This is a genomic window from Amaricoccus sp., from assembly GCF_047602525.1.
Taxonomy (GTDB): domain Bacteria; phylum Pseudomonadota; class Alphaproteobacteria; order Rhodobacterales; family Rhodobacteraceae; genus Amaricoccus.
In genome coordinates this window covers 1,084,546-1,110,638 of record NZ_JASGHB010000001.1, presented here as the reverse complement: position 1 = coordinate 1,110,638, position 26,093 = coordinate 1,084,546, and the positions used below count along the sequence as shown (strand labels likewise).

Below are 26,093 nucleotides of genomic sequence, written 5' to 3'. Positions count from 1 at the left end.
GGCGATGACCCTCTCTCCCTTCGCGCGCTTCGGGCTCATCGGGCTGCTGTTCGGACTGGCGCTGGCCGGATGCGAGGCGCAGCCGCTGGGCAGCTTCCAGTCGGCGCGCTACATGGCCAGCCCGACCCAGCCCGACCTGCTTCTCAGCTTCGCGCCCGGCGGAGCGACGCTGGCGCCGGGCGAGGTGGCGCGGCTCGACTCCTACGTGCGCGGCGGGATGCTCGGAGCGAACGACGACGTGGTGCTCTACGTCGGCCCCAGCGGCTCGCGGCGGCTGGATGCCGAGCGGCTCGGCAAGCTCGCAAAGGTCTTTCCCGCGACACGGGCCCGGGTGCGCGTCGTCGCGGCGCCGGAGGCGGCGGGTGTCGAGGTCGGGCCGGACGGCGTGGTGGTGCGCACGGTGAGCTACGGGAAGATCACCATCGAGTGTCCCGGCAACACCGCCGGTCCGCTGGAGCTGACGACACCGTTGCCGGAAATGACCTGCGCCAACGCGTTCAACCGCGCGACGATGGCGGCGAACCCGCGGGATTCTGGTCGCGCCGGACGCCTTCGGCGGCACGCCCGCGGGCCTCTCGGCCGCGGCGGTCAAGCAGCAGCAGGACGGCAAGGTGCCCTACCGGCAGATGGACTTGACGGCAGTGATGGGAGACTGACGCCATGGCACAGGCCGCCCGGGCGGGCATGACCTTCGACGCGGCACAGGACGAGCGCGAGCCGTTCGCCGCCTACCTGACCGACGACGCGAGCCAGGCGGCGGCACAGGCGGTCGCGGCGCCGCACGGCTGGTCGACGGCCAACGTGCGCAAGGGCGGGCTCGCCGCCGCATTGCGCCTGCTTGGGGTCGCTCCGCCGGCCCGCTTCCTGATCGTCGACATCGAGGGGCTGCCGATCGAGGAGGCGGAGGGCGGCCTGACCGAGCTCGCCCGGCTCGGCGCGTCGGTGATCGCGCTGGGATCGGTGAACGACGTCAACCACTTCCGCCGGGTCATGCGCACCGGCGCGCGCGACTACCTGCTGAAGCCGGTCGATGCCGATGGGCTTGCCGAGGCGCTGGTACGGCTGGAGCTGCCGAGCGACGGGGCGAAGGCACAGGGCCGCGTCGTCGGCCTCGTCGGCGCGCGCGGCGGCGTCGGTGTCACGACGGTTGCGATCAACGCGGCGACGATCATGGCCGAGAAGCTGTCCCGGCGCACCGCGCTGGTCGACATGGACATCTACTCCGGCAACATCGCGCTGGCCCTCGACCTGGAGCCGACGCGCGGCCTGCGCGAGGCGCTCGACGACCCCGAGCGGGTGGACGAGGTCTTCCTGCAGAACGCCATGGCGAAGATCGGCCGCGGCCTGCACGTGCTGGCGACCGAGGAGGCGTTCGACGACACGGTACGGATGAACGACGACAAGGTGCTGATGCTGGCCGACACCATCCGGGCCAACTACGACATGGCGGTGATGGACGTGCCGCGGCACTTCGTCATGCGCGAGCCGGCGCTGTTCTCGCGCTTCGACGACATCGTCATCGTGGCCGAGCTGACGCTGCAGGCGCTGCGCGACGCCAACCGCCTGTCCAAGCTCATGTCGGTCAGGAACAGGCAGGCGAAGATCCACGTGATCGCCAACCAGGTGTCCGCCAAGCCCGACGTGACGGTCGCGGAGTTCGAGGCCGGCCTGGAGGGCAAGCTGCGCTGCGTCTTCGCAAGCGATCCGAGAGCGATGGCGAAGTCCCTGCTTCAGGGCAAGGCGCTGGCCATGGCCGATCCGAAGCACAAGATGGTGACGGACCTGCACCGCTTCTGCATCGAGCTGGCCGGCGTGCCGGAGGAGACCAAGACAAAGGGCGGGTTCTTCCGCCGCAAGGTGCGGAAGTAGGCGATGGACGACGGTTTCGATCCCTCCCGCCTCGCGCAGCCGGACAGCCTGTCGATGCTGCGCTCGGCCGCGACCGAGCGGATCCGGCAGGCGCTGGGCGCCGAGGGGCTGGCCAAGGCGTCGCCGATCGTGCTCGCCGAGGCGGCGAACGACGCGCTCGACACGCTGGTGGCGGGGCTCGAGGCGCGCCCGACGCTGATGGAGCAACGCGGCCTGCTGCGCGAGATCGTCGAGGTGCTGAAGGCCGAGCGCGGGGCGCCCGCCCCCGCTCCCGAGCCCGCCGAGGCGCGCGAGCCGCAGGACCCGCTGGCGGACGTCCAGACCAGGAACGCGCCCGAGGCGAAGAACAAGCGCGAGCTGCAGGTGAAGGCCCAGGTGATGCCGCTGCTCATGCAGCGCATCGACATTTCCGTCGCCTCGGCGCTCGGGCCGAACGAGCTGCGGATGCAGATCGCGGAGATCGTCGAGGAGATCATCGTCGACCTGAAGATCCAGCTGAACGCGAACGAGCTGCGCTCGATCGTGCGACTGCTCGTCGACGACATGGTCGGCCTCGGACCGCTGGAGCCGCTGCTCGCCGACGAGACCGTCACCGACATCATGGTGAACGGCCCGCACATGATCTACGTCGAGCGCCGCGGCAAGCTCGAGCTGACCGACGTGCAGTTCCGCGACGACCCGCACGTGCTGCACGTCGCGACGCGGATCGTGACCGACGTGGGGCGCAGGGTCGACGAGTTGACGCCGCTGGTCGACGCCCGCCTGAAGGACGGCAGCCGCGTCAACATCATCATCCCGCCGCTCGCGATCGACGGGCCGACGATCGCCATCCGCAAGTTCTCCAAGAAGGAGATCACCCTCGACGTGATGGCGCGGCAGGGAAACATGTCGCTCGACATGGCGACCGTGCTGAAGATCGCCGGGCGCGCGCGGCTCAACATCCTCATCTCCGGCGGCACCGGCTCGGGCAAGACCACGCTCCTCAATGCCATGTCCCGGATGATCGACCACGGCGAGCGGACGATCACCATCGAGGACGCGGCCGAGCTTCAGCTCCAGCAGCCGCACGTGGTGCGCCTCGAGACCCGGCCCGCGAACATCGAGGGCGAGGGCGAGATCACCATGCGGCATCTGGTCAAGAACGCGCTGCGTATGCGCCCCGACCGGATCATCCTCGGCGAGATCCGCGGCGAGGAGGCGATCGACATGCTGCAGGCGATGAACACCGGCCATGACGGCTCGATGGGCACGATCCACTCGAACACGCCGCGCGACGCGCTGACGCGGCTCGAGAACATGGTGGCGATGACCGGCTTCAAGCTGCCGCCCGAGGCGGTGCGCGAGCAGATCCAGTCGGCGATCCACCTGATCGTGCAGGTGAGCCGGATGCGCGACGGCAAGCGGCGGATCACGCAGGTCACCGAGATCACCGGCATGGAGGGCGAGGTCGTCACCACGCAGGACCTCTTCAAGTACATCTACGACGGCGAGAATGCCGACGGCAGCCTGTCGGGTCGGTACGAGTGCAGCTATCTGCGCCCGCATTTCCTGCCGCGGGCCGAGTATTTCGGGCTCGGCACCCGGCTGCTGGAGGCGATGGGATGTCGGGCAACCTGATCGTCGCCGCCTCGCTGTTTCTCGCATCGGCGTTGGTGGCGATCGGCCTCGGGCTCTTTGCGCTGACCGTGGTGCTGAAGGCGCAGGCCGAGCACCGCAAGCGCCTGGCGCGGGTCGGGCGGCGGCGGCTGTCGGGCCGGCTCGACCTCGAGGATGCACGGCTGTCGCTCGTGAAGCCGAAGGAGGAGCAGGGGGCGCTGGTCGGGGTCACGCACGTGCTGGCCCGCTTCCTGCCGCTGCTCGAGCCGGAGCGGCTGCGGGCGAAGTTCCGGCGCGCGGGGCTCGGCTGGCGGGTCACGGGCTTCGTCGGCCTCTCGGTGGCGCTCGGGCTGGTGCTGGTGCTGGCGCTGGCGCTCGTGACGGGGCGGTCGATCCTCGTCCTGCTGGTGCCGTGCCAGCTCGTCGCGATGCTGCTGATGGACGGGCTGGTGGGCTTCCTCGGCAACCGGATGTCCGGCCGGTTCATGAAGCAGCTGCCCGATGCGATGGACACGATCATCCGCGGCATCCGCTCCGGCCTGCCGGTGATCGAGTGCATCGCCAGCGTCGGTCAGGAGTTCGACGAGCCGGTCGGCAGCCACTTTCGCACGATCAGCGAGCGGGTGGCGCTGGGCGAGCCGCTGGAGGCGGCGCTCTGGCGCGTGGCGCGGGTGATCGACCGGCCGGAGATGGATTTCCTCGCCATCGCCATCTCGATCCAGATGGAGACGGGCGGCAGCCTGTCGGACGCCCTCGGCAACCTCGCCGACCTGCTGCGCGCGCGCGAGCGGATGAAGCTCAAGATCAAGGCGATCTCGTCGGAGGCGAAGGCGAGCGCCTGCATCATCGGCGCCCTGCCCTTCCTGATGCTCGGCCTGCTGCTGATGATGAGCCCGGACTACGTGATGAAGCTGTTCACCGATCCGCGCGGGCACATGATGCTGGCGGGCGGCCTCGCCAGCATCAGCATCGGCGGGTTCGTCATGTGGCGGATGACGCAGTTCGAGATTCTGAGGAGGAGACATGCCCGCACCGTTTGCCGTCCTCGTCCTGTCGCTCGGCGCCGGATCGCTGCTGCTCGCCGTCGGCGCGAGCCTCTGGTTCTATGAGCGGAGCATCCGCCTCGCCCGTCTGCGCACCGCCGTCGACCGGCGCGGGCGGGCGCCCGCAGCGGCCGCCGCCACGCAGAAGGCAGGGCACGGCCAGATCCAGCGGGGCGCGCTCGCCTTCATGCGCGCCTCGACGGGGCGGCTGTCGATCCTGAAGGGCCGGCAGGTGGCCGATACCAAGGCGCTGCTCGTCAGCGGCGGCTATCGCGGCCGCGACGCGATCGTGGTCTATACCTTCTTCAAGGTGGCGGCACCGCTGGTGTTCGTCACCGGGGCGGCCCTGTGGATCTACGGGGTCGAGTCGCTCGGCAAGGGTCCGATGCTCGACGCCGCCGCGGTGATGGCCGCGGGCCTGTTCGGCAGCAAGCTGCCCGATCTGGTGGTGAAGAACGCGCGCGGCAAGCGGCTCGACGCGATCCGCAAGGCGCTGCCCGACACGCTCGACATGCTGGTGATCTGCGCCGAGGCCGGCCTTGCCTCCGACGCGGCGCTGAAGCGGGTGGTTGCCGAGACGACGCGCAAGTCCTCGGTGCTGGGCGAGGAGCTGCACCAGACCGCGCTCGAGCTCGCCTTCATGCCGGAACGTCGGCAGGCGCTGGAAAACCTCGCCGCGCGCGCGCCGGTGCCGTCCGTCAACGCCTTCGTCAACACCATGATCCAGGCGGAGCGCTACGGCACGCCGCTGGCCCGCGCCTTCAAGGTGCTGAGCCAGGAGCAGCGCACGGAGCGGATGCTGAGGGCCGAGGAAAAGGCCGGCCGCCTGCCCGCGACGATGACCGTGCCAATGATGCTGTTCATCCTGCCGGCGCTTTTCGTCGTGCTGATCGGCCCCGCGGTGATCGGGATCCTGGATAATTTCATCAACATGGCTCACTAGCGCGCCGCCGAGACCGACACCCTCAAGTGCCGGCTTGGGATTCAAGTACGTATCACTCGCCAAAGATCGTTGCAGGGAATCGCCGGAACGCGCTAACCTTTTGTTGCATTGTGCAAAAAAGGAACATTTCCAATGGCGAACATCCTTGGCACTGCGGGCGGCGACGTCCTGAAGGGAACTGCATCGGGGGACACGATCCACGGTCTCGGCGGCAACGACACGATCAGCGGAGTTGGCGGAAATGACGTGCTGTTCGGCGACGCCGGCAATGACGGATTGATCGGCGGCACGGGCAACGACGCGCTGTTCGGCGGGCTCGGGGCGGACACCCTGCTCGGCGGTTTCGGCAACGATACGATGTCGGGCGGCGCCGGAAACGACGTCTTCCGCATCGGGCCGACCAACCGTCTGGAAGACGTCTACACCCTGACGCCGGTGGAGACCGGCAGGGACGCCATCGACGGGGGCACGGGCCAGGACACGCTGATCGTCGACGGTCCCCCCACCTTCGTCGAGGACAGCGGCGCCGCCGGCTCCGGCTATGGCGGCGACTTCGGCGCCCCGGCGGTGCGCGCCAATCTCGGCGCCGGGACGCTGCGCATCGGCGACAGCGCCAACCGCTCGAGCCTGCTCTCGATCGAGAACATCACGACCGGCAGCGGCGACGACTCGATCAACGGCAGCAGCGCCGACAACCTGATCCGCGCCGGCGCCGGCGCGAACGTGGTCTATGCCGGCGCGGGGGACGACACCATCGTGGGCGGCTCCACGCTCTATCCGTTCAGCAGCGACGCGCGCGTCGAGATCCTGGACGGTGGGTCGGGGAACGACGCGATCCACGGCATGGGCTCGTATGGCGACTACGCCGGCCAGCCCGGCGATCCGGACGCGTTCACCGGGACGGACGTGTTCTCGGGCGGCGCCGGCAACGACACCCTCTTCGGCGGGGCGGCGACCCAGACGATGACCGGCGGCAGCGGCCGGGACACCTTCGTGGTGCTGCCCGAACAGGTCTATCACAGCTTCGTCCCGGAGTTCCCGGTCACGACGATCACCGACTTCGCGCATGGCCAGGACAAGATCGGCTTCGACACCGACGTCGACATGCGGTTCGTCGGCGCGAAGAACTGGGAGGCGCTGGATCCGGGTGACATCGCGTATCACCGGGACGGCGGCGACACGATCGTGGAGGCGCGGTTCGACACCTCGGGCGTCGACTTCATCGACATCCAGACGATCGTGCTCAGCAACTACACCGGCGCGGTGACGGCCAGCGACTTCGACCTCGCCTGAGGCCGCAAAGCGGGGCGGCGCGAGAGCCTCGGCGGCGCCCCGCGCTGCGGCCCGCAGCATCGGACGTAAGGGGGACGTTTGGTAGGCCCGGCAGGATTTGAACCCGCAACCAAAGCGTTATGAGCGCTCTGCTCTGACCGTTGAGCTACAGGCCCCTACCGCCTCCGGTGCTAGCGCCGCGGCGGTGGCGCCGTCAAGGCGCGGCACCCGTTCCCTTGGGCCGGGATGTGCGCTAGAGCAGCCCCCGAGCAATCAACCGAGCAATCAACCCCGGACGGAGTGGCAGCGTGAGCGAGAACCGCGGCAATGGGCTGACCTATGGCGCGGCGGGCGTCGACATTGATGCGGGCAACGCGCTCGTCGAGCGGATCAAGCCGGCGGCGGCCTCGACGATCCGGCCCGGCGTCATGGCGGGCCTCGGCGGGTTCGGGGCGCTGTTCGACCTGAAGGCGGCCGGGTTCGAGGATCCGGTGCTGGTGTCGGCGACCGACGGGGTGGGGACGAAGCTGCGCCTCGCCATCGACACCGGCGCGCTCGACACCGTGGGGATCGACCTCGTTGCGATGTGCGTGAACGATCTGGTCTGCCAGGGGGCGGAGCCGCTGTTCTTCCTCGACTATTTCGCCACCGGGCGGCTCGATGTCGACGCGGCGGCGGCCGTGATCGAGGGAATTGCCGAGGGCTGCCGGATGGCCGGCGCCGCGCTTGTCGGCGGCGAGACGGCGGAGATGCCGGGGATGTACGATCCCGAGGACTTCGACCTCGCGGGATTTGCCGTCGGCGCGATGGAGCGGGCGGGCGCCCTGCCCCGCGACGTGGCCGCGGGCGACGTGCTGCTCGGGGTCAGCTCGTCGGGGCTGCACTCGAACGGCTTCAGCCTGGTGCGGCGGGTGGCCGAGGCCAAGCGGCTCGGCTGGGACGACGCCGCGCCGTTCGCCACGACCGGCAGCGCGGGGGGGAGCCTCGGGGCGGCGCTGCTCGCGCCCACGCGGATCTATGTGCGGCCGGCGCTGGCGGCGATCGCGACAGGCGGGCTGCACGCGCTGGCGCACATCACCGGCGGCGGGCTGACGGAAAACCTGCCCCGCGTCCTGCCAGCCGGGCTCGGCGCCGAGATCGACCTCGACGCCTGGGAGCTGCCGCCGGTCTTCGGCTGGCTGCGCGCGGCGGGCGGGATCGCCGACGCCGAGATGCTGAAGACGTTCAACTGCGGCATCGGCCTCGTCGCCGTCGCGGCGCCGGAGGCGGCGGATGCGGTGGCGGCGGCGTTCCTCGACGCCGGCGACCGGGTGCAGCGGATCGGCGTGATCGCGCCGGGCGCCGGCGTCCGGTACTCGGGGACGCTGTGAGCCGCACCCGCGTCGCCATCCTGATTTCCGGCGGCGGCTCGAACATGCTCGCGCTGGCGCGCGACATGGTGGACCCCGGGCATCCGGGCACGGCCTGCCTCGTGCTCTCGAACCGGCCCGATGCCGGCGGGCTGGCCCGGGCCGCGGAGCTGGGGATTGCGACGGCGGTGGTGGACCACCGCGGCTTTGCCGACCGGGCGGGCTTCGAGGCGGCGATGATGGCGCCGCTGCGGGCGAGCGGCGCCGAGGTCGTCTGCCTCGCCGGCTTCATGCGGGTGCTGACGCCGGGGTTCATCGCGCAGTGGACCGGGCGGATGCTGAACATCCATCCGTCGATCCTGCCGCTGTTTCCCGGGCTGCATACCCACGCGCAGTGCCTCGCCGCCGGGATGGCGGTGCATGGCTGCACGGTGCATGAGGTGACGCCGGACCTCGACGCCGGGCCGATCCTCGGTCAGGCGGTGGTGCCGGTCGCGGCGGACGACACGGACGAGACGCTGGCGGCGCGCGTGCTGCCGCTCGAGCATCGGCTCTATCCCGCGGTGCTGCGCCGGTTCCTCGCCGGGAACCGCGCACCGCTCGCGCTGTTCCCGGAGGGTTAGCCGGGCCGCGTCACGGGGTTCCGGTCGCCGGCGCGGTAGCGGGCGCCGGGTCCGGCGCCGAGGCTGGGGCCGCCGGCTGCTGCCGGCGCTGGAAGCCGTCGATGATCTTCTGGGCGAGCGCCTGATAGTTGCCGTCGAAGTGGTGGCCGCCCTTGGTGGTGATGATCTCCACTCCCGTGCCCTGCAGCGAGGGGCAGGCGCTGTCGTCTTCCTCTTCGCCGTGGATGCACTGGACGAGATCCGGCGGCAGCTTGGCCAGCGCCGGGCCGGTCGGCTTTGCCGTCGACGACGCCTTGCCGAGCCAGCCCGAGACGGTGATCTGCCAGTCGGCGACGTCGGCGAGGCCGAGGAGCGAGATCTGGCCCACCTTCGCCTGCGCCTCCGGCGGGATCGCGAGGTAGGCGTCGGGCAGCACGTCGGCGCCGAAGGAATAGCCGACGAGCATCACCTTCGGCACCTTCCACTTGTCGGTGTAGAGGTCGATCAGCCGGGCCAGCTCGGCGCCGGTCTCCTGCGGCGTGCGCGGCGACCAGAACCAGCGCAGGGTGTCGAGCCCCACGGTCGGCACGCCCTTGCTCTGCAGCACGCCGGCAATCTGCTTGTCGAGGTCGCGCCAGCCGCCATCGCCGGACAGGACGATGGCCATCACGCCCTGCGTCGGCGTGGTGCCGAGCTCGACGATCGCGGGGGCGTCGCTGGTGCCGGCGTTGCGCGCCACCGCCGCCGCGACCGCATCGCCGAAGGCCGGGGAGGACGAATCGTCCGCCCCGTCCACCTGAAACGTGACGCCCGCCGCCGAGAGGTCGGCGACCCGGCCCGCGCTCTCGCCGGTGGCGCCCTGCCCGAGCACGACGGTCAGGGGCGCCGGCTGGTTGCCCGCGGGCAGCGCGTAGGTCCAGCCGTCGGAGCCTTCGTTCCGCGGCTGCTTGGTGCAGAACTGGGTGGTGAGCGGCACGCCGTCGGACGGGTCGCCGGCGATCGCCGCGCCGAGGGTGTCGAACGGGGTCTGCGCCAGGATGTTGATGGCGAGCGCCCCACCCTGCCCGGTGCCGGCCACGATCGGCGCGTGAAAGGTGGTGGAGCCCGTCGCACGCTCGAGCTGATGGCCGAGGCTTTCGAAGTCGGCGACGAGGTAGACGCAATCCTTGCCCTCGGCATCGAGCGCCGCGAGATAGCTCGGCAGGTCGATGCCGACCACCGCCGCGCCCTCGGCCTGCAGCCGGGCGGCGAGTGCGTCGTCCTCGGACCCCCAGCCGTCCTCGGAGGAGAACAGCATCACCGACCCCAGCGCCGCCCCGTCGGGCAGCAGGATCACCGGATCGGGGATCTGGCCGGTGTCGAACGTCGGGGCGTCGTCGGCGTGCGCGGCCGCGGCCAGCGCCAGGATGAATGGCAGGGCAAGGCTCCCTGCGCGGAGCGAAGCTCCGAGACCGTCACGCGACATCTGCCTCACTTCTCCTCCTTCGGCCGCCGGCCGATGAGGCGGGTTGCATCGAGCAGCACCAGCGCCGGGGCGGCGCCACCAGCCACCGCGAGATAGCGCGCCCGCCACTCCGGCTGAAGCTTGTTCTTGAAGCTGCGCAGTCCCTTGAAGTTGTAGGATGGCACACCCTCCTCGTAGATTGCCCGGCCGAGCCGGTGCCAGAGCGGCGCCGCATCGCTCTCGGTGAAGCCCGAGAGCGGTGCCATGCCGAGGTCGAACCAGCGCACACCTTGCTCCTTCAGGATCTCGCAGAGCCGCAGGAACAGGAATTCCATGGCGATGTTGGGCATTCCGTCCTCGTGGCGCATCAGGTCGATCGCCACCTCCTCGCCGACCGACGTGGTCATCAGCGAGGCGAAGGCGACGATTTCCTCGCCCGAGCGCATGACGGCCACCGGCTGCTGGCAGACGTAGTCCGTCTCGAACGCCCCGAGCGAAAAGCCCTTCTCCGCCGCGCCGCGCTCGCCGAGCCAGTGGTCGGAGATGGCGCGCAGGCGCGGCGCCACCTCCGGCACCTGCTCGGGCGGCAGGATCTCGACCGCGAGCCCTTCGCGCGCGCCGCGGCTGAGCGTGTTGCGCCAGCCGGACTTCTTGCCGCCGGTCAGGCTGAAGCCCTCGAGGTCGACGCGCGCCTGCTCGCCCATCTTGTAGAAGCGCAGGCCCGCGTCGGCGTAGAGCGCCAGCTGCTCGGGCGATGTCTCGTAGAAGACGGCGCGCGCGCCGGCCTGCCGCGCCGACTCGACGAAGCGCCAGATCAGCTCCGGCCAGACGTCGAGCGGCCCGACGGGATCGAAGAGCGCGATCCAGCTGCGCCCCTGCCGGCCGTACATCACGAAGCCGCGGCCATCCTCGGAGAACAGGAGCCGCTTGTCGCCCATGCGCACGAGATTTGCCGACGCCACCGGCTGCGCCTCGACGATCGCCACCGCGCGCGCGATCTCCTCCGGCGTGGCGGCGCGGTCCGTGCCCCTGACCGGACGCAGAAGCGACCAGATCGCCGCCAGCCCGGCGAACAGGCTGGCGCCGAAGAACGCCCGGATGCCGCGCGGCGCCTGCGCCGAGATCTCGAAGCGCAGGAAGCTCTCGGTGCCGACCTGGGCGTGGCGGAACACGAAATGCAGGATGACCCAGGCCGCGATCATCACCACCGCGACCGCGGCGATCCACGGCGGCGACAGGGTCTGCGCCAGCAGCCGCGCCCGCCGGTTGAACTCGTGGTGCGACAGGAACAGGGCGCCCGCGAACAGGGCGAGCGTCGCGGCCTCGTAGACCGCCACCGCCTTGACCAGCGACAGCACCAGCGCGCCGAGCGACGCGACCATCGCCGCCCACCACGCGCCATCGAGGCGGAACGCGAGGCCGCGGGCGGAGATCATCAGCACCGCCCCGAGGATCGAGGCGATGAGGTGGGCGCCCTCGATCAGGGTCAGCGGCAGGAAGCTCGCCAGCCATTCGAGGTCGATGCCGCGCGCAGGCGTCACCGCCGAGAACACCAGCATGGTGCCGAGCACCAGTGCAAAGGCCGCCAGCACCTGTGGCACCAGCCCGCCCATGGCCCGGAGCGCCGCCGCCGCCGGCCCCTGCGCCGTCAGCCGCCGCCCCTCGGCGAGCGCCAAGCCAAAGCTCGACAGGGCGAGCGGCAGCACCTGGTAGATGAGCCGGTAGAGCGCGAACGCGGCGAGCAGCTCCGCCGGCGGGGCGACGCCGCCGAGTGCCGCGAGCAGCACCGCCTCGAACACGCCCAGGCCCGCGGGAACGTGGCTGAGAATGCCGAGGACCAGCGCGACGGTATAGACCGGCAGGAACGCGGCGTAGCTGATCGTCCCCGACGGCATCAGCACCCAGAGCGTGCCGGCAGCGGCCGCCGTCTCCAGCGCCGTGACGGCGATCTGGCGCAGGACCAGCGAGCGGGACGGCAGCTCGACCTCCCGGCCGCCGGAGAACGGCAGCACCACCCGGCGCCCGGCGAGCACCACCAGCAGCGCGCCGCCCGCCAGCGTCGCCCCCGCGATCAGGTGGACCATCTCGACCGGCAGCCGCGTCACCGTGGCGAGCGCGTCACCGGCCCAGAACGCGCCCACGGCGCCGGTCAGTGCCACGCCGATGCCGAAGGCGGCGGTGACGAAGACGACGACGCGGGCGATCTCGACGGTCGTGAAGCCGAGCGGGGTGTAGTAGCGCATTCGGATGGCGCCGCCGCTCAACGGCCCGAAGCCGGTGGTCTGCGCCACCGCATAGGCCGCGACCGCGCCGGGGGCGATTCGCACCCAGGGCTGCCGGCGGCCCATCGCCTCGAAGGCGTGATAGTCGTAGAGGGTCAGCAACAGGAAGCTGACCGCGGTCAACACAACCGCCGCGATCAGGCGGAGCGGCGACGTGTGCATGATCGCCGCGACCACCGCGCCGTAGCTCGTCTCCGAGGCGAGGCGGACCAGCGCGAACAGCGCCAGCGCGACCATCATCAGGGAGAACACCGCCCAGAGCGTCGAGCGGCGATTCTGCGCCCACTGCGACAGAAGGCCGAACGGGCCCCTGGCCGGGGTCGCAGCCTCCTCCCCTGCGAGATCGGGCTCGAACGACATCAGGGAATCCTCTCGCACGGCGTCGGCTGGCTCGGGCACGCTACCCACGCCGCATTTGCGCCAGATTTACCCGGCGTGAAAGATCCTTAATGACACCGCGGCGACCGATCCATGGCAGGTGTGCCCGAATCGCAGCCCTTGAGCCGGCGAAGCGAGACGCATCCCTTGCGGCTCCGGCCGGCTTGTAATGATATCGACACGACGCGGAGGGGGCGTAGTGACAGATTCGAATTGCTTTCGCGGCCTCGGGGGCCCACGGGGGCCGTATGTGAGTGGAGGTCCCCTGATGCAGCGGCGAGAGTTCCTCGCAGGCGCGGCGACGGTCGCGCTGGCGGCCCGGGCGAGTGGTGCCCTGGCACAGGCACCGGCGTTCTCCCGTTCGGTCGTCCTCGACATGGCGCGCGCCCTTGCGGCCAAGCCGTTCGCGGCGCCGACGCCGGCCGTGCCCGAGCCGTTCGCCTCGCTGTCCGCGGCAGACTACGCCTCGATCCAGTTCCGCCCGGAGAAGCGGCTCTTCGTCGATCCGCCGACCGGCTTCGCGATGGAGCTGCTCCATACCGGCTTCATCTATACCGTTCCGGTCGAGATCTCCGTCGTCAGCGGCGGTGTGGCGCAGCCGGTGGCCTATTCGCCCGATTTCTACAATTTCGGCCCGGTGCAGCCGCCGGCCGACCCGTCTGTGCTGCGCTTTGCCGGGTTCCGCGCGCTGAAGGCGCTGAACCAGCCGGACCAGCTGACGCCCTTCACCGTCTTCGCCGGAGCGAGCTATTTCCGCGCGGTGTCGAAGAATCAGGTCTTCGGGCTCAGCGCGCGCGGGCTCGCCATCGGCACCGGCGAGGCGGAGGGCGAGGAATTTCCGTTCTTCCGCGCCCACTGGATCGAGGAGCCGGGCGAGGACCGCATGGTCGTCCACTCGCTGCTCGACGGGCCGAGCGCGACGGGCGCCTATCGCTTCACCATGCGGCCGGGCGATCCGACGAGCTTCGATGTCGAGGCGACGATCTTCGCCCGCGCCGACATTGCCCACATCGGCCTCGCGCCGCTGACGTCGATGTTCCTGTTCGATGCCAAGGATCATGGCGAGCACGATGACTATCGCCTCGGCGTCCATGATTCGGACGGTCTCGCCATCTGGAACGGCTCCGACGAGCGGCTCTGGCGGCCGCTGCACTCGCCGCGCCTGCTACAGGTCAGCGCCTTTTCCGATTCCGGCCCGCGCGGCTTCGGCCTGATCCAGCGCGAGCGGCGGTTTGACCAGTACCAGGACCTGACCAACCAGTTCGACCGGCTGCCGAGCCTCTGGGTCGAGCCGATCGGCGACTGGGGGCGCGGCCATGTCGTGCTGATCGAGATCCCGTCGAACGACGAGATCCATGACAACATGGTCGCCTACTGGCGCCCGTTGCAGCCGATCGCCGCAGGCTCCGAAATTTCGCTCACCTACCGCCTCACCTGGGGCTGGGATGTCCCTGATCTGCAAGGACTTCTCAAGGTCGCGAACACGCTCTCGGGCGCTGGCCCGAACGGGCGGCGCCGCTTCGTCGTCGACTTCGCCGGCGAGGGCCAGCAGACGCCGGTGCGCGCCTCGGCGGTCCAGCTTGTGGCGCAGGCCAACCCGGGCAGCATCCACGACGCCATCGTCTCCGAGAACCCGCAGGTGAACGGACTGCGCCTGCAGTTCGACCTCGATCCCGACGGCTCCGACGTGGTGGAGATGCGTGTCGAGCTGCGATCGGGCGACCGGCGGATCGCCGAAACCTGGGTCTACCGATGGAGCACGTGACCCTCGCCCCCGGGCCGGACGCGCCGCTGCCGCCACAGGCGCCGGTGGCGATGCCGACCCAGTCGCTCAAAACCTACGACCGCCGCCTGCGCCACCGCCTGAAGGGCGAGCCGCGGGTGCGTGTCGCACGGGCGGCGCTCGCGCTCATCACCATCCTCGGCACGGTCTTTCTCACGCACCAGATGTATCTGGTGCTGCAGGTGGGCGAGCTGACCGGGGTCGAGCGGGTGATGCTGGGCCTCTTCGTCATCAACATCGCGTGGATCGGCCTCGGCAGCATCTCGCCGCTCATGGGCTTCCTGCTCGGCGCCGGGCACGTGAAGGTCGCCGACGGCCCGCCGCCGAAGCGGCGCACGGCGCTGCTGATGCCGACCTACAACGAGGATCCGGCGCGCATCCTCGGCGCCGCCATGGCGATGATGCGCGCAATCGAGCGCAAGGGCGCGGGCGACGCCTTCGACCTTTTCCTGCTCAGCGACACCAATCAGGCCCGGTTCTGGCTGGCCGAGGAGGCGATGGTCGCGGCCGCGCGCCAGGACCCGGAGATCGGCCATCGCGTGTTCTACCGCCACCGCGGCCGCAACCTGCGCCGCAAGGCCGGCAACATCGAGGACTGGGTGGAGCGCTGGGGCGGCGCCTATCCGCACATGCTGGTGCTCGACGCCGACAGCCTGATGGAGGCCGACACGATCATCGAGCTCGCCCGCCGGATGGAGGCGGACGACGAGCTCGGCATGTTGCAGACCTCGCCCAACCTGATCGGCGGCGAGACCCCGACCGCCCGGGTGCAGCAGTTCGCCAGCCGGGTCTATGGCGGCGTGCTGACCCGCGGGCTGCGCGCGTGGTTCGGCAACGCCGGCAACTACTGGGGCCACAACTGCATCATCCGCACCAAGGCGTTCGCCGAGTGCGCCGGTCTGCCGGAGCTGAAGGGCAAGCCGCCGTTCGGCGGGCTGATCCTCAGCCACGACTTCGTCGAGGCGGCGCTGGTGCGGCGCGGCGGCTGGGCCGTGCGCATGGCCGACGATCTCGGCGGCAGCTACGAGGCCGCGCCGCCCAACCTGCTCGAGCTGGCGCAGCGCGATCGCCGCTGGTGCCAGGGCAACCTTCAGCACACCCGCCTGCTCCGCACCAAGGGGTTCCATCCGCTCAGCCGGCTGCACCTCGCCATGGGGGTGATGTCCTATCTCTCGTCGCCGCTGTGGCTCCTGTTCCTGCTCGCCGGCATGTCGCTGGCGCTGCATGCCTATCTGGTGCCGCCGGACTATTTCCTCGACCAGTGGTCGCTGTTCCCCGACTGGCCGCGTATCGACCCCGAGCGCGCGATGACGCTGTTCGGGCTCTGCATGCTGGTGCTCTATGCGCCAAAGCTCTTCGGCACGGCGTCGTTCCTGCGCGCGGGCGAATCGCGCGGCCTGCGCATCGGCACGGTGTTCGGGCTCATCGTCGAAATCCTGCTGACCGCGCTGGTCGCGCCGATCATGATGCTGGTGCAGACCAGCTCGATCGCCCAGATCCTCACCGGCGCCGACAGCGGCTGGCCCTCGCAGGAGCGCGACGCCGACCATGTGCCATGGCGCGTGCTCTGGCAGTTTCACCGCCGGCACATCCTTGCGGGCGTCATCCTGGCGGTCGCGGCCGGGGCGATCTCGTGGCGGCTGCTCGCGTGGATGAGCCCGGCGCTGCTCGGCCTCGTGCTCGCGATCCCGCTCTCGGCGTTCATGGGCAGCGCGCGGATGGGGCGGATGCTGCGGCGGATGGGCCTGCTCACCACGCCGGAGGAGCGCGATCCGCCGGCGCTGGTCGCCGAGGCGGTGGCCGAGGCCGAGGCGCTGCGTGCCCGCGCCGTGGTGCCGCCGAGCCTGATCGAGTTCCTGTCCGCGCCCGAGGCGGTGGAGCGGCATTTCGCCTGGAGCGACCCGCCGACCGCCCGCCGGCCCGGCGAGCCCGATGCGGCGCTGGCGAGCGCCCTCCTGAAGATCGCCGACGGGATGGGGCTCGACTCGCTCGATGCCCGCGAACGCTATGCGGTGCTCGCCTCGTCGCCGACGCTCGCGGGTCTCGTGCCCGCGCCGGCACCGCGCGGCCGGGCCCGGGCGAACATGAAGGATGTTTAATCTTCGCGCGACCACCGCGTCAGGTGCGTCCCCGATGTTTGCCAGCGACGCTCCCGAAAGAGCGCGAGCAGACAGAGGTTTCGACTCCCATGACGCGACGAGCGACATTCCTTCACCCGGTCCCGGTCGGCGCGACCGCGATCGCGGCGGCTTCGGCCGCCTTCATCGCCTGGACCCCCGTGGCAAATGCCGAGACCCAGGCGCCGAACGCGGTCGCCGATCTGGTCGAGCGGGTGAGCCCGGCCGTCGTGACCGTGCTTGCCACCCAGGACGACCAGGCCGCGGCGAACGAGGATGACGGCGACGGCGGCCAGCAGGGCTCGCCCTTCGGCCCCGGCTCGCCGTTCGACGAGTTCCTGCGCCGCTTCGGCATCCCCGACGGCCCGGGTATGCAGGGCCCGTTCGGCCAGAACGGCCAGAACGGCCAGCAGCCGCAGGAGCGACCGCACGGCGTTGCGCTCGGCTCCGGCTTCGTGATCGAGAACGACGGCCTCATCGTCACCAACAACCACGTCGTCGACCACGCCGAGAGCGTGAAGGTGCGCCTGTCCGACGATCGCGAGTTCGATGCCAAGGTGATGGGCACCGACGAGCAGACCGACCTCGCGCTCCTGAAGATCGACGCGAAGGATCTGCCGGAGCTGAAGCTCGGTGACAGCGCCGCGGTGCGGGTCGGCGAGGACGTGATCGCGGTCGGCAACCCGTTCGGCCTCGGCGGCACGGTCACGCGCGGCATCGTCTCGGCGCTGGCCCGTGACATCGACGCCGGACCCTACGTCGACTTCATCCAGACCGACGCGGCGATCAACCGCGGCAACTCCGGCGGCCCGCTGCTCAACCTCGATGGCGAAGTCATCGGCGTGAACTCGGCGATCTACTCGCCGAACGGCGGCTCGGTGGGCGTCGGCTTCGCCATCCCGTCGAACACGGTGCAGACCATCATCTCGCAGCTCGAGGACAAGGGCTCGGTCGAGCGTGGCTGGCTCGGTGTCTCGATCCAGAACGTGACGCCCGAGATCGCCGCGGCCATCGGCCTGAAGGACGAGCACGGCGCGCTGGTCTCCGAGGTGATCGCCGACGGCCCGTCCAAGGGCGTGCTGAAGACCGGCGACGTCATCCTCGCCTTCAACGGCAAGCCGGTCGAGTTCGAGCCGCGAGCTTCCGAAGCTCGTCGCCGCCACCGCGCCGGACGCCGAAGTGAAGGTCGACGTGCTGCGTCAGGGCAAGAACGAGACGCTCTCGCTGAAGCTCGGCCGCTTCGACGCCGACAAGCTCGCGTCCAACGACACCGACGCGAAGCCGCAGGCGAGTGCGGCCTCCGACAAGCTCGGCGCCACGCTGGAGGCGATCACGCCGACCGCGCGGGAACAGCTCGGCCTCGACACCGACGTGGAGGGCGTGGTCATCACCTCGCTCGACGGCACCGGCCGGGCGGCCGACGCGGGCCTCGCGGTCGGCGACGTGATCCTGCAGGTCGGCGACACCTCGGTGCGCTCGCCGCATGACGTGGACAAGGCGATCTCCTCGACGAAGTCGGACGCGGTGCTGTTGCAGATCGAGCGGCACGGCGCGAAGATCTTCGTCGGCATCAAGCTCGCCTGACGCCAGAGCCCGCCGGCTCCTCCCCCGAGGGGCCGGCTCACCAAAGCAGGAGCCCGCGCCCATGTCACGCCGCATCCTCGTGGTGGAGGACGACCAGGACACCCAAGCGTACCTCGCCAAGGCGCTGCGCGAGGCGGGCTACACCGTCGAGGCCACCGACTCGGGGCGCGACGGTCTGGTCCACGCCATCAGCGGCGGCTTCGACGCCATGGTGATCGACCGGATGCTGCCCGACCTCGACGGCCTCTCGCTCGTGCGCTCGGTGCGTGCGGCCGGGGTGCAGACGCCCGCGATCCTGCTCACCGCGCTCAGCGCCATCGACGAGCGGGTGAACGGACTGCGTGCCGGGGCGGACGACTACGTGGTCAAGCCGTTCTCCTTCGCGGAGCTGTCCGCCCGCCTCGAGGCGGTGCTGCGCCGCCCGGCGGAGGCAAAGGCGGAACAGACGCAGATCGCCTGCGGCGACCTGGAGCTCGACCTGATCGCCCGCACTGCACGGCGCGGCGACCGTCGGATCGAGTTGCTGCCGCGGGAGTTCCAGATGCTCGAATACCTCATGCGCCGGCAGGGGCGCGTCGTCACCCGGACGATGCTGCTGGAAGGCGTGTGGGACTATCGTTTCGATCCGCGCACCAACGTCATCGACGTCCACATCTCGCGGCTGCGCCGCAAGATCGACGCCGACGGCGAGCCGGCGCTGATCCACACTGTTCGCGGTGCCGGCTACAGGCTGGCCACTGCGAGCTGACGGCGGAGGGTGGCACCACCCCACCCTTGACGCGGATTGTCTTCCGGCCCCACACCCTCACCCTCCCGGCCGGAAACGCGATGAGGCGCGCTCGATGACACCCCTCCTGCGCAGCGCCACCCTCCGCCTGATTCTCGTGCACCTGGTCCTTGTCGCCCTTTCGACGGGCCTCGTGCTCGGCTTTCTCTACTGGCGCGTCGGCGGCGTCATCGACGACGAGCAGCGCGCGGTGGTCGATGCCGAGATTTCCGGCCTGCTCGACGACTATGCGCGCGGCAACGTTCCGGCGCTGGCCGCGGCGCTGCAGAACCGCCTCGCCATTCCGCACGACCGCGACGCGATCTATCTGCTCGCCGACGCCGACGGACACCGCATCGCCGGCAACCTCGCCGGCTGGCCCGCCACGCTCGCGCCCGGTTCCGGCTGGGCGAGGCTGTCGCTCTATCGCACCGACAGGTCGCGCCCGACCGAGATTTCCGCCCGCGCCGTGCGGCTGCCGCAGGGCGAGCTGCTGCTCGTGGGCCGCGACGTGGCCGCCCGCGCCGCCTTCGACCGCACGCTCGGCCGGGCGCTGCTCTGGGCGCTCGCGGCGATCCTGACGCTGGCGGTCGCCACCGGCTGGTTCCTGTCGCGGCTGGTCCGCGGCCGGATCGCCGAAGTGGACGGCGCGGCGCGGGCGATCATGGCAGGCCGGCTCGACCGGCGCATCGGCCTGCGCGGCACCGGCGACGAGTTCGACCAGCTGGCCGGCACGCTCAACGCCATGCTCGACCGCATCGAGATCCTGGTCAGCGACCTGCGCACGGTGACGGACAGCCTCGCGCACGACCTGCGCACCCCGCTCGGCCGTCTGGTGCGCCATCTCGAAGGCGCGGCCGACGAGGCGGCGCCGGCAGAGTCGCGGCAGCGGCAGATCGAATCGGCCCTCGGCGAGGCCGAGGACGTGCTGTCGACCGCCACGGCGCTGCTCGACATCTCGCGCATCGACGCGGGGCTCGGCGCCGACCAGTTCAGCGACGTCGACCTCGGCCGGCTCGCCGCCGACGTGAGCGAACTCTACGAGGCCGCCGCGGAGGATCGCGGCCTGCGGATTGCCGTGGAGGCCAAGCCCGGGCTGCGGGTGCGCGGCCACGACCAGATCCTGGCGCTGGCGGTATCGAATCTGGTCGACAACGCGCTGAAGCACGCGCCTGCCGGCTCGACCATCACTGTCTCGACAGAGAGCGTCACCGGGGCCGCCGGCGTGCGCCCCAGCCTCGTCGTCGCCGACGAAGGGCCGGGCATTCCCGCAGCCGACCGATCGCGTGCACTCGGCCGATTCGTGCGACTGGACCCGAGCCGCAGCGGTCCGGGCACCGGCCTTGGCCTCGCGCTCGTCGCCTCGGTCGCGCGGATGCACGGCGCCAGCATCGAGCTTGGCGACAATCACCCAGGCCTGCGCGCCGCGCTTCGGTTCCCCGCAACGACGCCCGGATGACGGTACGTGCCAATAGCCTGCGGCCGTGCGGAACCTGTCGGCTTGCGAGTACAAACTCCGTCAGCCGGCCGGCTTGGCGGCGCCCCGCCCGGCGGCCGAGGCCGGTGCGGAGCGCCGGAATCAGGACTTAGGCCTGGATGGCCAGCCGCTCGATCTCTTCCTTGAGATGCAGCTTCTTGAGCTTCAGCTGCTTGATGGCGAAGTCGTCGCTGGAGGGCCTTTTCTGTTCCTCCTCGATCTCCACGGAAAGCGCCTGGTGCTTCTTCCGCAGCTCGCTGAGGTGAGAACTCATGGCCATGCTTACCTCCTGGTCGGTTGGTGCCAACAAAAACAGTAGACCATGGATTCACACGTCTGTCACGTGAACCGCAGTCGCATTGGCGCGAGCGCGCGCACCCGCGCCGGGTCGACCAGCGTGACCAGACCGCCGAGCGCGATCGCGACGAGGCCCAGCATCGCGCTCGGGCTTATCGTCTCGCCAAACCAGACGAATCCGACTGTCATCGCGGTGATGAGGTTGAAGTAGAGGAACGGCGCAAGCTGCGCCGCGTCGGCCCGCTGGTAGGCGGCGACGGTGAGGAAATGGCAGGCGGCGGAAATGCCGCCGAGCATCAGCGCCCCGGTGAGCAGCGCCGGCGTCAGCGCGGGCAGGCCGCCGGAGAGCGCAAACGGCGCCAGCATCGCGGAGCCGAGGAGCGATTGCACCGCGAGCGTCGAGAGCGCGTCGGTCTGGCTGCGCGCGCCGCGAGTCGCCGCGAGATAGGTGCCGAGCAAGGCACCGCCGGCCAGCGCGAACACCGAGCCGGGCTCGATGCCCGCCTCGGGCCGCATCAGGATCGCGGCGCCACAGCAGCTGAGCCCGGAGCCCGCGAGTCGCGGCAGGGTCGGCGACTCGCGCCAGACGAGAATTCCGAGCAGGCCGGAGACGATCGGGGCGATGAGGAAGCCGCCCACCGCCTTGGCCATCGGCACCATGCCGAGGGCGGTGATGAGCGCGGTCATCGCGGCCATGATGAGCGCCGTGCGCGCCACCTGCCCCAGCCGGTCGTCGCGCGCCACCTCGATCCGCCGGCCGCCCGCGCGCGCCACGGCGAGTGCAATCAGCCCGGCCGAGAGATAGCGGACAAAGGCGATCATCATCGGCGAGTGGTCTGCCGAGAGCGTCTTGGCCACGCCGTCGACGGCGGGCGTCAACAGCATTGCCACGACGAGAAAGACGACACCGGCATTCATCTCGCGCTCCCCGGAGACCTGAGACCAAAGCCGGGGATCGTGGTTAAGAACGGGTTAAGTCGCCACCCCGACACGCCCGTCCCGCCACAGCCCCCCGGCCTCGCGCAACACGATAGACGCGTCACGAGTATATCGGTTCACGGGGGGGGTGTGGGAACCCTCTTCGTGCAAGGTAAACGGCGGCCAAACGCGCAGGTCCGCGCCCCGGTTCTTTCGGGCGGAGACGAGCACGCGCCGTGCCGGCTGCCCCGCACGCGGCGCCACGGGCAGCAGATCGACACTGCCCGCGCGCCCGGCCAGCGCGCCGAGGATCTCGCCGAGCCGGGCCGGCGCGTGGACGATGGCGAGCCGCCCGCCCGGCCGCAGCCTGCGCAAGCCGGCGTCGAGCCAGCGGTCGAGCGTCGACTCGCCCTCCCGGTGTGCGGTGTCGCGGCCGACATCCCGGGCCGGCACGCTGTCGGCCGGATGGTACGGCGGGTTCATCATCACGTGGTCGAAGCTCGCCGCCCGAAGCTCGGCCGGGGGCCGGGCGAGGTCTCCCTCGTGAACCGTCAGCGCGATGCCGTTCTCCGCCGCGTTGGTCCGGGCGAGCGCCGCATAGGCCGGTTGCAGCTCCAGCCCGTGCAGATCGAGCCCCGGAACCCGGCGCCCGAGGCAGAGCGCGGCGGTGCCCGCGCCGCACCCGAGGTCGAGCACCCGCTCGCCCGGGGCGGCCGGCACGAAGGCCGCCAGCAGCACCGGGTCAATTGCCGCGCGATACCCGTCCCGCGGCTGCCAGATCGCCAGACGCCCGCCGAGAAAGCCGTCGCGGGTCAGCTCTCCCGTCTCGCCCGGGCTCATTCCGAGAGGTACTCGCCCACGTCGTTGTCCCGCAGGATCGCCCGCGCCCGGAACAGGTCCGGCTCGGCCACCATCACCCGGCGGGGCAGGAGGCCGATCGAGCCTTCGAGTACGCTCATGTGGACGTCCAGAACAAAGCAGTCTATATCCTCGGCCCGCAACAGAGCGGTGCTGAAGGCGATCACTGTCGGGTCGTTGGTGCGCAGGAGTTCCCGCATGAGACCCAACGTAGAGGCCACCCCCCGCGAGGTCGAGGGCCAAGCGAGCGGCGCGGAGTCGTCCCCGCTCGAGGCGCTGACCGCGGCGCTCGCCGACGACATGGAGTCGGTGAACGCACTCATCCGCACCCGCATGGCGAGCGAGCATGCCCCGCGCATCCCGGAGGTCACGGCGCATCTGGTCGAGGCCGGCGGCAAGCGGCTGCGCCCGCTCCTGACCCTCGCGGCGGCGCAGCTCTGCGGCTACTCCGGCACGCATCACCTGAACCTCGCCGCGGCGGTCGAATTCATTCACACCGCCACGCTGCTGCACGACGATGTGGTCGACGAGAGCGAGCGGCGGCGCGGCCGGCCGACCGCCAACCTGCTGTGGGACAACAAGTCGAGCGTGCTGGTCGGCGACTATCTCTTTGCCCGCTCGTTCCAGCTGATGGTCGAGATCGGCTCGCTGCGCGTGCTCGACATCCTGGCGAACGCCTCCGCCGTCATTGCCGAGGGCGAGGTGCTGCAGCTCTCCGCCGCCTCGAACATCGACACCAGCGAGGCCACGTATCTGAAGGTGATCCGCGGCAAGACCGCGGCGCTGTTCTCCGCCGCGACCGAAGCCGGGGCCGAGGTCGCCGGTGCGCACGAGGAGCAGGCGGCAGCCCTCGCCGCCTATGGCGACGCCCTTGGTCTGGCGTTCCAGATCACCGACGATGTGCTCGACTACGGCGGCCGCTCCGCCCGGCTCGGCAAGAACGCGGGCGACGACTTCCGCGAGCGCAAGCTCACCCTGCCGGTGATCCGGGCGATCGCCGCCGGCGGCGACACCGACCGGGCGTTCTGGATCCGCACCATCGCCCGCGGCGACCAGCACGACGGCGACCTCGCGCAGGCGCTGGCGCTGATGGCCCGGCACCGGGCGCTGGAGAGCGCGCACGAGACGGCGCTGGCGTACGCCGCGCGCGCCCGCACCGCGCTCGCCTCGCTGCCGCCGCACCCGCTGCGCGACCAGCTCGAGGCGCTGGCGGATTTCGTGGTGTCCCGCGCGGCCTGACCCGCCCCGTCACCCTCCGAGCACCAGCAGCACGATCCCCGCGCAGACCAGCGCGATCGCGATCGTCTCACGCGCGCTCGGCCGCTCACCGAAGGCGAAGCGCGCCGTCAGCCAGTTGAACACCAGCTCGACCTGACCCACCGCCTTGACCTGTGCCACCGGCACCAGCGTGAAGGCGGTGAACCAGCCGAGCGAGGCCAGCATCCCGGCCGCGCCCACCATCGACTCGAGCCGCCACTCGCGCAGCACCGCGGCGACCCCGCCCCCGCCCCGCCACCACAACCAGAACGTCAGCATGACCGACTGGACGATGGTGACGCAGGCGAGCGTGACGGCGGGCCGGATCAGCAGCTCGCCGGTCTCGGGCAGCGCCAGCGAGGCCGCGCGATAGCCGATCGCCGCGAGGGCGAAGGCCGCGCCGCAGGCAAGCCCCAGCGCCGCCGTCGCGTTCATCGCCCCGCCCGTGAAGCCGCGCGAGGCCGAGAGCAGCATCAGCCCCGCAAGGCTGACGAGGATCCCGGCGACCGCGAGGCCGTGCAGGCGGTCGCCAAGCAGCACCAGCCCGAACAGCGCCGACTGCACCGTCTCGGTGCGGGCGAAGGTGTTGCCGACGGCGTAGTTCCGGAGGCTGAAGAGGTGGAGCAGGAGCAGCATCCCCGCGATCTGCGCCACCGCGCCGACCATCGCCCAGCCGATGAACGCCGGACCGATCGCCGGCAGCCCCGTGCCGCTGTGCCAGAGCAGCGCCGCCACCAGCGCCACCGCCCACGGCGCGGCGAACAGGAACCGCGCATAGGTGGCACCGATGATCCCGACCCGCGGGGTCAGCGTCTTCTGCAGGGCGGTTCGCGCGTTCTGGAGAAAGGCCGCGGCGACGGAGATCAGCGCCCAGAGCGGCATCAGAGCCGGTCTCGCAGGGCGTACCACGTCATCGCCAGCACGAGCAGCGGCCAGCGCATCGCAGCGCCACCCGGAAACGCCGGCTGCGGGATGCGGGCGAAGACGTCGAAACGCTCCGCCGTTCCGGCCACCGCCTCGGCCAGCAGCTTGCCCGCGAGAGTCGCCATCGCCACGCCGTGCCCGGAATAGCCCGAGGCCGACAGGACGTTGGGGGCAAGGCGCTGGAACGCCGGCATCCGGTTGACGGTGATCGCCAGCGTCCCGCCCCAGGCATAGTCGAGCGCCACGTCGGCAAGGTCGGGATAGATCGCCGCAAGCCGCGGCCGCACCAGCGCGCGGATGTCCGCGGGGAAACGCCAGCCATAGCTCTCGCCGCCGCCGAAAAGCAGCCGCCCGTCGGCCGACGGACGATAGTAGGTGACGACGAAGCGCGAGTCGGCCACCGCCACCGGCTCGGCGAGCGGCATCCGCTCCAGCGGCGCGGTGGCGACGATGAAGTTGTTGATCGGCATCACCCGCGCCGAGACCGCCGGCACGAGGTGGCCGACATAGCCGTTGGCCGCCAGCACGACGAAGCGCGCCCGCACTGCGCCATCGGCCGTGCGCACTTCCGGCCGCGCGCCGGCTCCGATCGCCGTCACGCGGCTCGTCTCGAAAATCCGCACCCCGGCCGCGTCCGCGGCACGCGCCAGCCCGATGGCATAGGCGAGCGGGTGCAGATGCGCCGCCCCGCGGTCGAGAGAGCCGCCATGGTAGGCCGCCGTCCCGAGCAGGTCGCGGATGCCCGCCGCGTCGAGCGGCTCGACGCGGTCGTACCCGTACACCTGCGCGAGTTTCGCCGCCTCCGCGTGGTACGCCGGCACGTATGCGGCCCGGTGCGCCGCCGCGACGATGCCGTCGCGCAGGTCGCAGTCGATGCCGTGCCGCGCCACAAGGCCGCGCACCAGCGCCTTCGCCTCCTCGGCCAGATCCCAGAGCGTGCGCGCCGCGGCCGGCCCGAGCCGGCCCTCGAGCCAGTCCTGATCCTGCCGCTGGCCGGAATGCACCTGCCCGCCGTTGCGCCCGGAAGCACCGGACCCGACGCGGCTCGCCTCGACGAGCGCCACGTCGAAACCGCACTCGGCGAGGTGCAACGCCGCGGAGAGCCCGGTATAGCCGCCGCCGACCACGCAGACGTCCGCCTCGACCGCCCCCGCCAGCGCGGGGAACGGCGGCAACAGCGGCGTCGTGGCGGCGTACCAGCTTTCTGGATAGGCGCCCGGCCGATCGTTCGCGGTGAGAAGGTCGAGGCGGGGCAATCGTGGCCTTCGGATTGGCGGGAAGCCGGTGCTCGGCTTCCCTCCGTCTAGTCCCGGGATCCGCCCCGCGGCAACCCC

Annotated in this window: 22 protein-coding genes, 1 tRNA gene and 1 pseudogene; 15 read left to right on the top strand and 9 right to left on the bottom strand. The window is 70.9% G+C overall.

The genetic code is table 11. From position 1 onward, the window contains the following. The first annotated feature begins 4 nt into the window (after nucleotides 1–4). From QM699_RS05900 to QM699_RS05875, 6 genes are all read left to right on the top strand, one after another. Complete coding sequence (locus tag QM699_RS05900; RefSeq protein ID WP_415010246.1) at nucleotides 5–688, top strand: hypothetical protein; 684 nt, start codon at nucleotides 5–7, stop codon at nucleotides 686–688. Next, nucleotides 661–1,869 carry an AAA family ATPase gene (locus tag QM699_RS05895; protein ID WP_415010245.1) on the top strand — a complete coding sequence of 403 codons (1,209 nt, stop codon included), beginning with the start codon at nucleotides 661–663 and terminating at the stop codon, nucleotides 1,867–1,869. Before QM699_RS05900 ends, QM699_RS05895 begins: the two co-directional genes overlap by 28 nt. Nucleotides 1,870–1,872: 3 nt before the next feature. Further along, nucleotides 1,873–3,486, top strand: a complete 1,614-nt coding sequence (locus tag QM699_RS05890) for a CpaF family protein (protein ID WP_415010244.1) — start codon at nucleotides 1,873–1,875, stop codon at nucleotides 3,484–3,486. Continuing rightward, nucleotides 3,471–4,574 (top strand): type II secretion system F family protein, encoded by a 1,104-nt coding sequence (locus QM699_RS05885; RefSeq protein WP_415010243.1) that lies wholly within the window; start codon nucleotides 3,471–3,473, stop codon nucleotides 4,572–4,574. Before QM699_RS05890 ends, QM699_RS05885 begins: the two co-directional genes overlap by 16 nt. Then, the gene (locus tag QM699_RS05880) at nucleotides 4,489–5,451 is read left to right on the top strand and encodes a type II secretion system F family protein (RefSeq protein ID WP_415010242.1); all 963 of its coding nucleotides are present in this window, start codon (nucleotides 4,489–4,491) and stop codon (nucleotides 5,449–5,451) included. The genes QM699_RS05885 and QM699_RS05880 overlap by 86 nt, the downstream gene beginning before the upstream one ends. Before the next feature lie 132 nt (nucleotides 5,452–5,583). After that, nucleotides 5,584–6,744 (top strand): calcium-binding protein, encoded by a 1,161-nt coding sequence (locus QM699_RS05875; RefSeq protein ID WP_415010241.1) that lies wholly within the window; start codon nucleotides 5,584–5,586, stop codon nucleotides 6,742–6,744. A gap of 79 nt (nucleotides 6,745–6,823) precedes the next feature. Here QM699_RS05875 and QM699_RS05870 read toward each other — a convergent pair. After that, nucleotides 6,824–6,899: transfer RNA gene (locus tag QM699_RS05870), tRNA-Ile, on the bottom strand. 132 nt (nucleotides 6,900–7,031) lie between these two features. On the opposite strand from QM699_RS05870, the gene purM reads away from it, so the two are divergent. Next, nucleotides 7,032–8,093: a phosphoribosylformylglycinamidine cyclo-ligase gene (gene purM / locus QM699_RS05865; protein ID WP_415010240.1), complete on the top strand. Its 1,062-nt coding sequence runs from the start codon at nucleotides 7,032–7,034 to the stop codon at nucleotides 8,091–8,093. Next, a complete protein-coding gene (gene purN / locus QM699_RS05860) occupies nucleotides 8,090–8,695 on the top strand; it encodes a phosphoribosylglycinamide formyltransferase (RefSeq protein ID WP_415010239.1) in 606 nt (201 codons plus the stop codon). Before purM ends, purN begins: the two co-directional genes overlap by 4 nt. A 10-nt stretch (nucleotides 8,696–8,705) precedes the next feature. Here the strand turns inward: purN and QM699_RS05855 are convergent, their stop codons facing one another. Together QM699_RS05855 and mprF are read right to left on the bottom strand one after the other, a co-directional pair. Further along, entirely contained in the window at nucleotides 8,706–10,139 is a 1,434-nt protein-coding gene (locus tag QM699_RS05855; RefSeq protein ID WP_415010238.1) for an AcvB/VirJ family lysyl-phosphatidylglycerol hydrolase, read from the bottom strand. Nucleotides 10,140–10,144: 5 nt separating this feature from the next. Further along, complete coding sequence (mprF, locus tag QM699_RS05850; RefSeq protein ID WP_415010237.1) at nucleotides 10,145–12,760, bottom strand: bifunctional lysylphosphatidylglycerol flippase/synthetase MprF; 2,616 nt, start codon at nucleotides 12,758–12,760, stop codon at nucleotides 10,145–10,147. Between the two features lie 286 nt (nucleotides 12,761–13,046). Between mprF and QM699_RS05845 the strand changes: the two genes are divergently transcribed. From QM699_RS05845 to QM699_RS05820, 6 genes and pseudogenes are all read left to right on the top strand, one after another. After that, entirely contained in the window at nucleotides 13,047–14,543 is a 1,497-nt protein-coding gene (locus tag QM699_RS05845; RefSeq protein ID WP_415010236.1) for a glucan biosynthesis protein, read from the top strand. After that, on the top strand, nucleotides 14,531–16,660 hold the full coding sequence (gene mdoH / locus QM699_RS05840; RefSeq protein WP_415010235.1) for a glucans biosynthesis glucosyltransferase MdoH: 2,130 nt from the start codon (nucleotides 14,531–14,533) through the stop codon (nucleotides 16,658–16,660). Before QM699_RS05845 ends, mdoH begins: the two co-directional genes overlap by 13 nt. Nucleotides 16,661–16,749: 89 nt before the next feature. Further along, nucleotides 16,750–17,745 (top strand): annotated as a pseudogene (locus tag QM699_RS05835) (trypsin-like peptidase domain-containing protein); the annotation flags it as partial. Between the two features lie 112 nt (nucleotides 17,746–17,857). After that, on the top strand, nucleotides 17,858–18,262 hold the full coding sequence (locus tag QM699_RS05830; protein ID WP_415010234.1) for a PDZ domain-containing protein: 405 nt from the start codon (nucleotides 17,858–17,860) through the stop codon (nucleotides 18,260–18,262). A gap of 61 nt (nucleotides 18,263–18,323) precedes the next feature. Continuing rightward, a complete protein-coding gene (locus QM699_RS05825; RefSeq protein WP_415010233.1) occupies nucleotides 18,324–19,010 on the top strand; it encodes a response regulator transcription factor in 687 nt (228 codons plus the stop codon). 94 nt (nucleotides 19,011–19,104) lie between these two features. Further along, a complete protein-coding gene (locus QM699_RS05820; protein WP_415010232.1) occupies nucleotides 19,105–20,487 on the top strand; it encodes an ATP-binding protein in 1,383 nt (460 codons plus the stop codon). A 127-nt stretch (nucleotides 20,488–20,614) separates the two neighbouring features. Here the strand turns inward: QM699_RS05820 and QM699_RS05815 are convergent, their stop codons facing one another. The 4 genes from QM699_RS05815 to QM699_RS05800 are packed head-to-tail and all read right to left on the bottom strand — an operon-like array spanning nucleotide 20,615 to nucleotide 22,778. Then, complete coding sequence (locus QM699_RS05815; RefSeq protein WP_415010231.1) at nucleotides 20,615–20,785, bottom strand: YdcH family protein; 171 nt, start codon at nucleotides 20,783–20,785, stop codon at nucleotides 20,615–20,617. 59 nt (nucleotides 20,786–20,844) lie between these two features. Continuing rightward, nucleotides 20,845–21,720: a DMT family transporter gene (locus QM699_RS05810; protein WP_415010230.1), complete on the bottom strand. Its 876-nt coding sequence runs from the start codon at nucleotides 21,718–21,720 to the stop codon at nucleotides 20,845–20,847. A gap of 54 nt (nucleotides 21,721–21,774) precedes the next feature. Then, nucleotides 21,775–22,560 carry a tRNA1(Val) (adenine(37)-N6)-methyltransferase gene (locus QM699_RS05805; RefSeq protein ID WP_415010229.1) on the bottom strand — a complete coding sequence of 262 codons (786 nt, stop codon included), beginning with the start codon at nucleotides 22,558–22,560 and terminating at the stop codon, nucleotides 21,775–21,777. Next, entirely contained in the window at nucleotides 22,557–22,778 is a 222-nt protein-coding gene (locus QM699_RS05800; protein ID WP_415010228.1) for a DUF2007 domain-containing protein, read from the bottom strand. Before QM699_RS05800 ends, QM699_RS05805 begins: the two co-directional genes overlap by 4 nt. 100 nt (nucleotides 22,779–22,878) lie before the next feature. Here QM699_RS05800 and QM699_RS05795 point away from each other — a divergent pair, with 100 nt between their 5' ends. Next, entirely contained in the window at nucleotides 22,879–23,817 is a 939-nt protein-coding gene (locus QM699_RS05795) for a polyprenyl synthetase family protein (RefSeq protein ID WP_415012706.1), read from the top strand. Between the two features lie 9 nt (nucleotides 23,818–23,826). Here the strand turns inward: QM699_RS05795 and QM699_RS05790 are convergent, their stop codons facing one another. Both QM699_RS05790 and QM699_RS05785 read right to left on the bottom strand, forming a co-directional pair. Beyond that, nucleotides 23,827–24,717, bottom strand: a complete 891-nt coding sequence (locus QM699_RS05790; RefSeq protein ID WP_415010227.1) for an EamA family transporter — start codon at nucleotides 24,715–24,717, stop codon at nucleotides 23,827–23,829. Continuing rightward, nucleotides 24,717–26,015, bottom strand: coding sequence for an NAD(P)/FAD-dependent oxidoreductase (locus QM699_RS05785; protein WP_415010226.1), 1,299 nt, complete (start codon nucleotides 26,013–26,015; stop codon nucleotides 24,717–24,719). Before QM699_RS05785 ends, QM699_RS05790 begins: the two co-directional genes overlap by 1 nt. Nucleotides 26,016–26,093: the final 78 nt, after the last annotated feature.

What these genes read in the sequence shown, in the direction of transcription:
- QM699_RS05855 (WP_415010238.1), bottom strand. Translation starts at nt 10,139, where the DNA reads ATGTCGCGTGACGGTCTCGGAGCTTCGCTCCGCGCAGGGAGCCTTGCC.
- QM699_RS05885 (WP_415010243.1), top strand. Translation starts at nt 3,471, where the DNA reads ATGTCGGGCAACCTGATCGTCGCCGCCTCGCTGTTTCTCGCATCGGCG.
- QM699_RS05880 (WP_415010242.1), top strand. Translation starts at nt 4,489, where the DNA reads ATGCCCGCACCGTTTGCCGTCCTCGTCCTGTCGCTCGGCGCCGGATCG.
- QM699_RS05890 (WP_415010244.1), top strand. Translation starts at nt 1,873, where the DNA reads ATGGACGACGGTTTCGATCCCTCCCGCCTCGCGCAGCCGGACAGCCTG.
- QM699_RS05820 (WP_415010232.1), top strand. Translation starts at nt 19,105, where the DNA reads ATGACACCCCTCCTGCGCAGCGCCACCCTCCGCCTGATTCTCGTGCAC.
- QM699_RS05795 (WP_415012706.1), top strand. Translation starts at nt 22,879, where the DNA reads ATGGAGTCGGTGAACGCACTCATCCGCACCCGCATGGCGAGCGAGCAT.
- QM699_RS05805 (WP_415010229.1), bottom strand. Translation starts at nt 22,560, where the DNA reads ATGAGCCCGGGCGAGACGGGAGAGCTGACCCGCGACGGCTTTCTCGGC.
- QM699_RS05900 (WP_415010246.1), top strand. Translation starts at nt 5, where the DNA reads ATGACCCTCTCTCCCTTCGCGCGCTTCGGGCTCATCGGGCTGCTGTTC.
- QM699_RS05875 (WP_415010241.1), top strand. Translation starts at nt 5,584, where the DNA reads ATGGCGAACATCCTTGGCACTGCGGGCGGCGACGTCCTGAAGGGAACT.
- QM699_RS05800 (WP_415010228.1), bottom strand. Translation starts at nt 22,778, where the DNA reads ATGCGGGAACTCCTGCGCACCAACGACCCGACAGTGATCGCCTTCAGC.
- mprF (WP_415010237.1), bottom strand. Translation starts at nt 12,760, where the DNA reads ATGTCGTTCGAGCCCGATCTCGCAGGGGAGGAGGCTGCGACCCCGGCC.
- QM699_RS05790 (WP_415010227.1), bottom strand. Translation starts at nt 24,717, where the DNA reads ATGCCGCTCTGGGCGCTGATCTCCGTCGCCGCGGCCTTTCTCCAGAAC.
- QM699_RS05845 (WP_415010236.1), top strand. Translation starts at nt 13,047, where the DNA reads ATGCAGCGGCGAGAGTTCCTCGCAGGCGCGGCGACGGTCGCGCTGGCG.
- QM699_RS05815 (WP_415010231.1), bottom strand. Translation starts at nt 20,785, where the DNA reads ATGGCCATGAGTTCTCACCTCAGCGAGCTGCGGAAGAAGCACCAGGCG.
- QM699_RS05825 (WP_415010233.1), top strand. Translation starts at nt 18,324, where the DNA reads ATGTCACGCCGCATCCTCGTGGTGGAGGACGACCAGGACACCCAAGCG.
- QM699_RS05895 (WP_415010245.1), top strand. Translation starts at nt 661, where the DNA reads ATGGCACAGGCCGCCCGGGCGGGCATGACCTTCGACGCGGCACAGGAC.
- mdoH (WP_415010235.1), top strand. Translation starts at nt 14,531, where the DNA reads ATGGAGCACGTGACCCTCGCCCCCGGGCCGGACGCGCCGCTGCCGCCA.
- QM699_RS05810 (WP_415010230.1), bottom strand. Translation starts at nt 21,720, where the DNA reads ATGAATGCCGGTGTCGTCTTTCTCGTCGTGGCAATGCTGTTGACGCCC.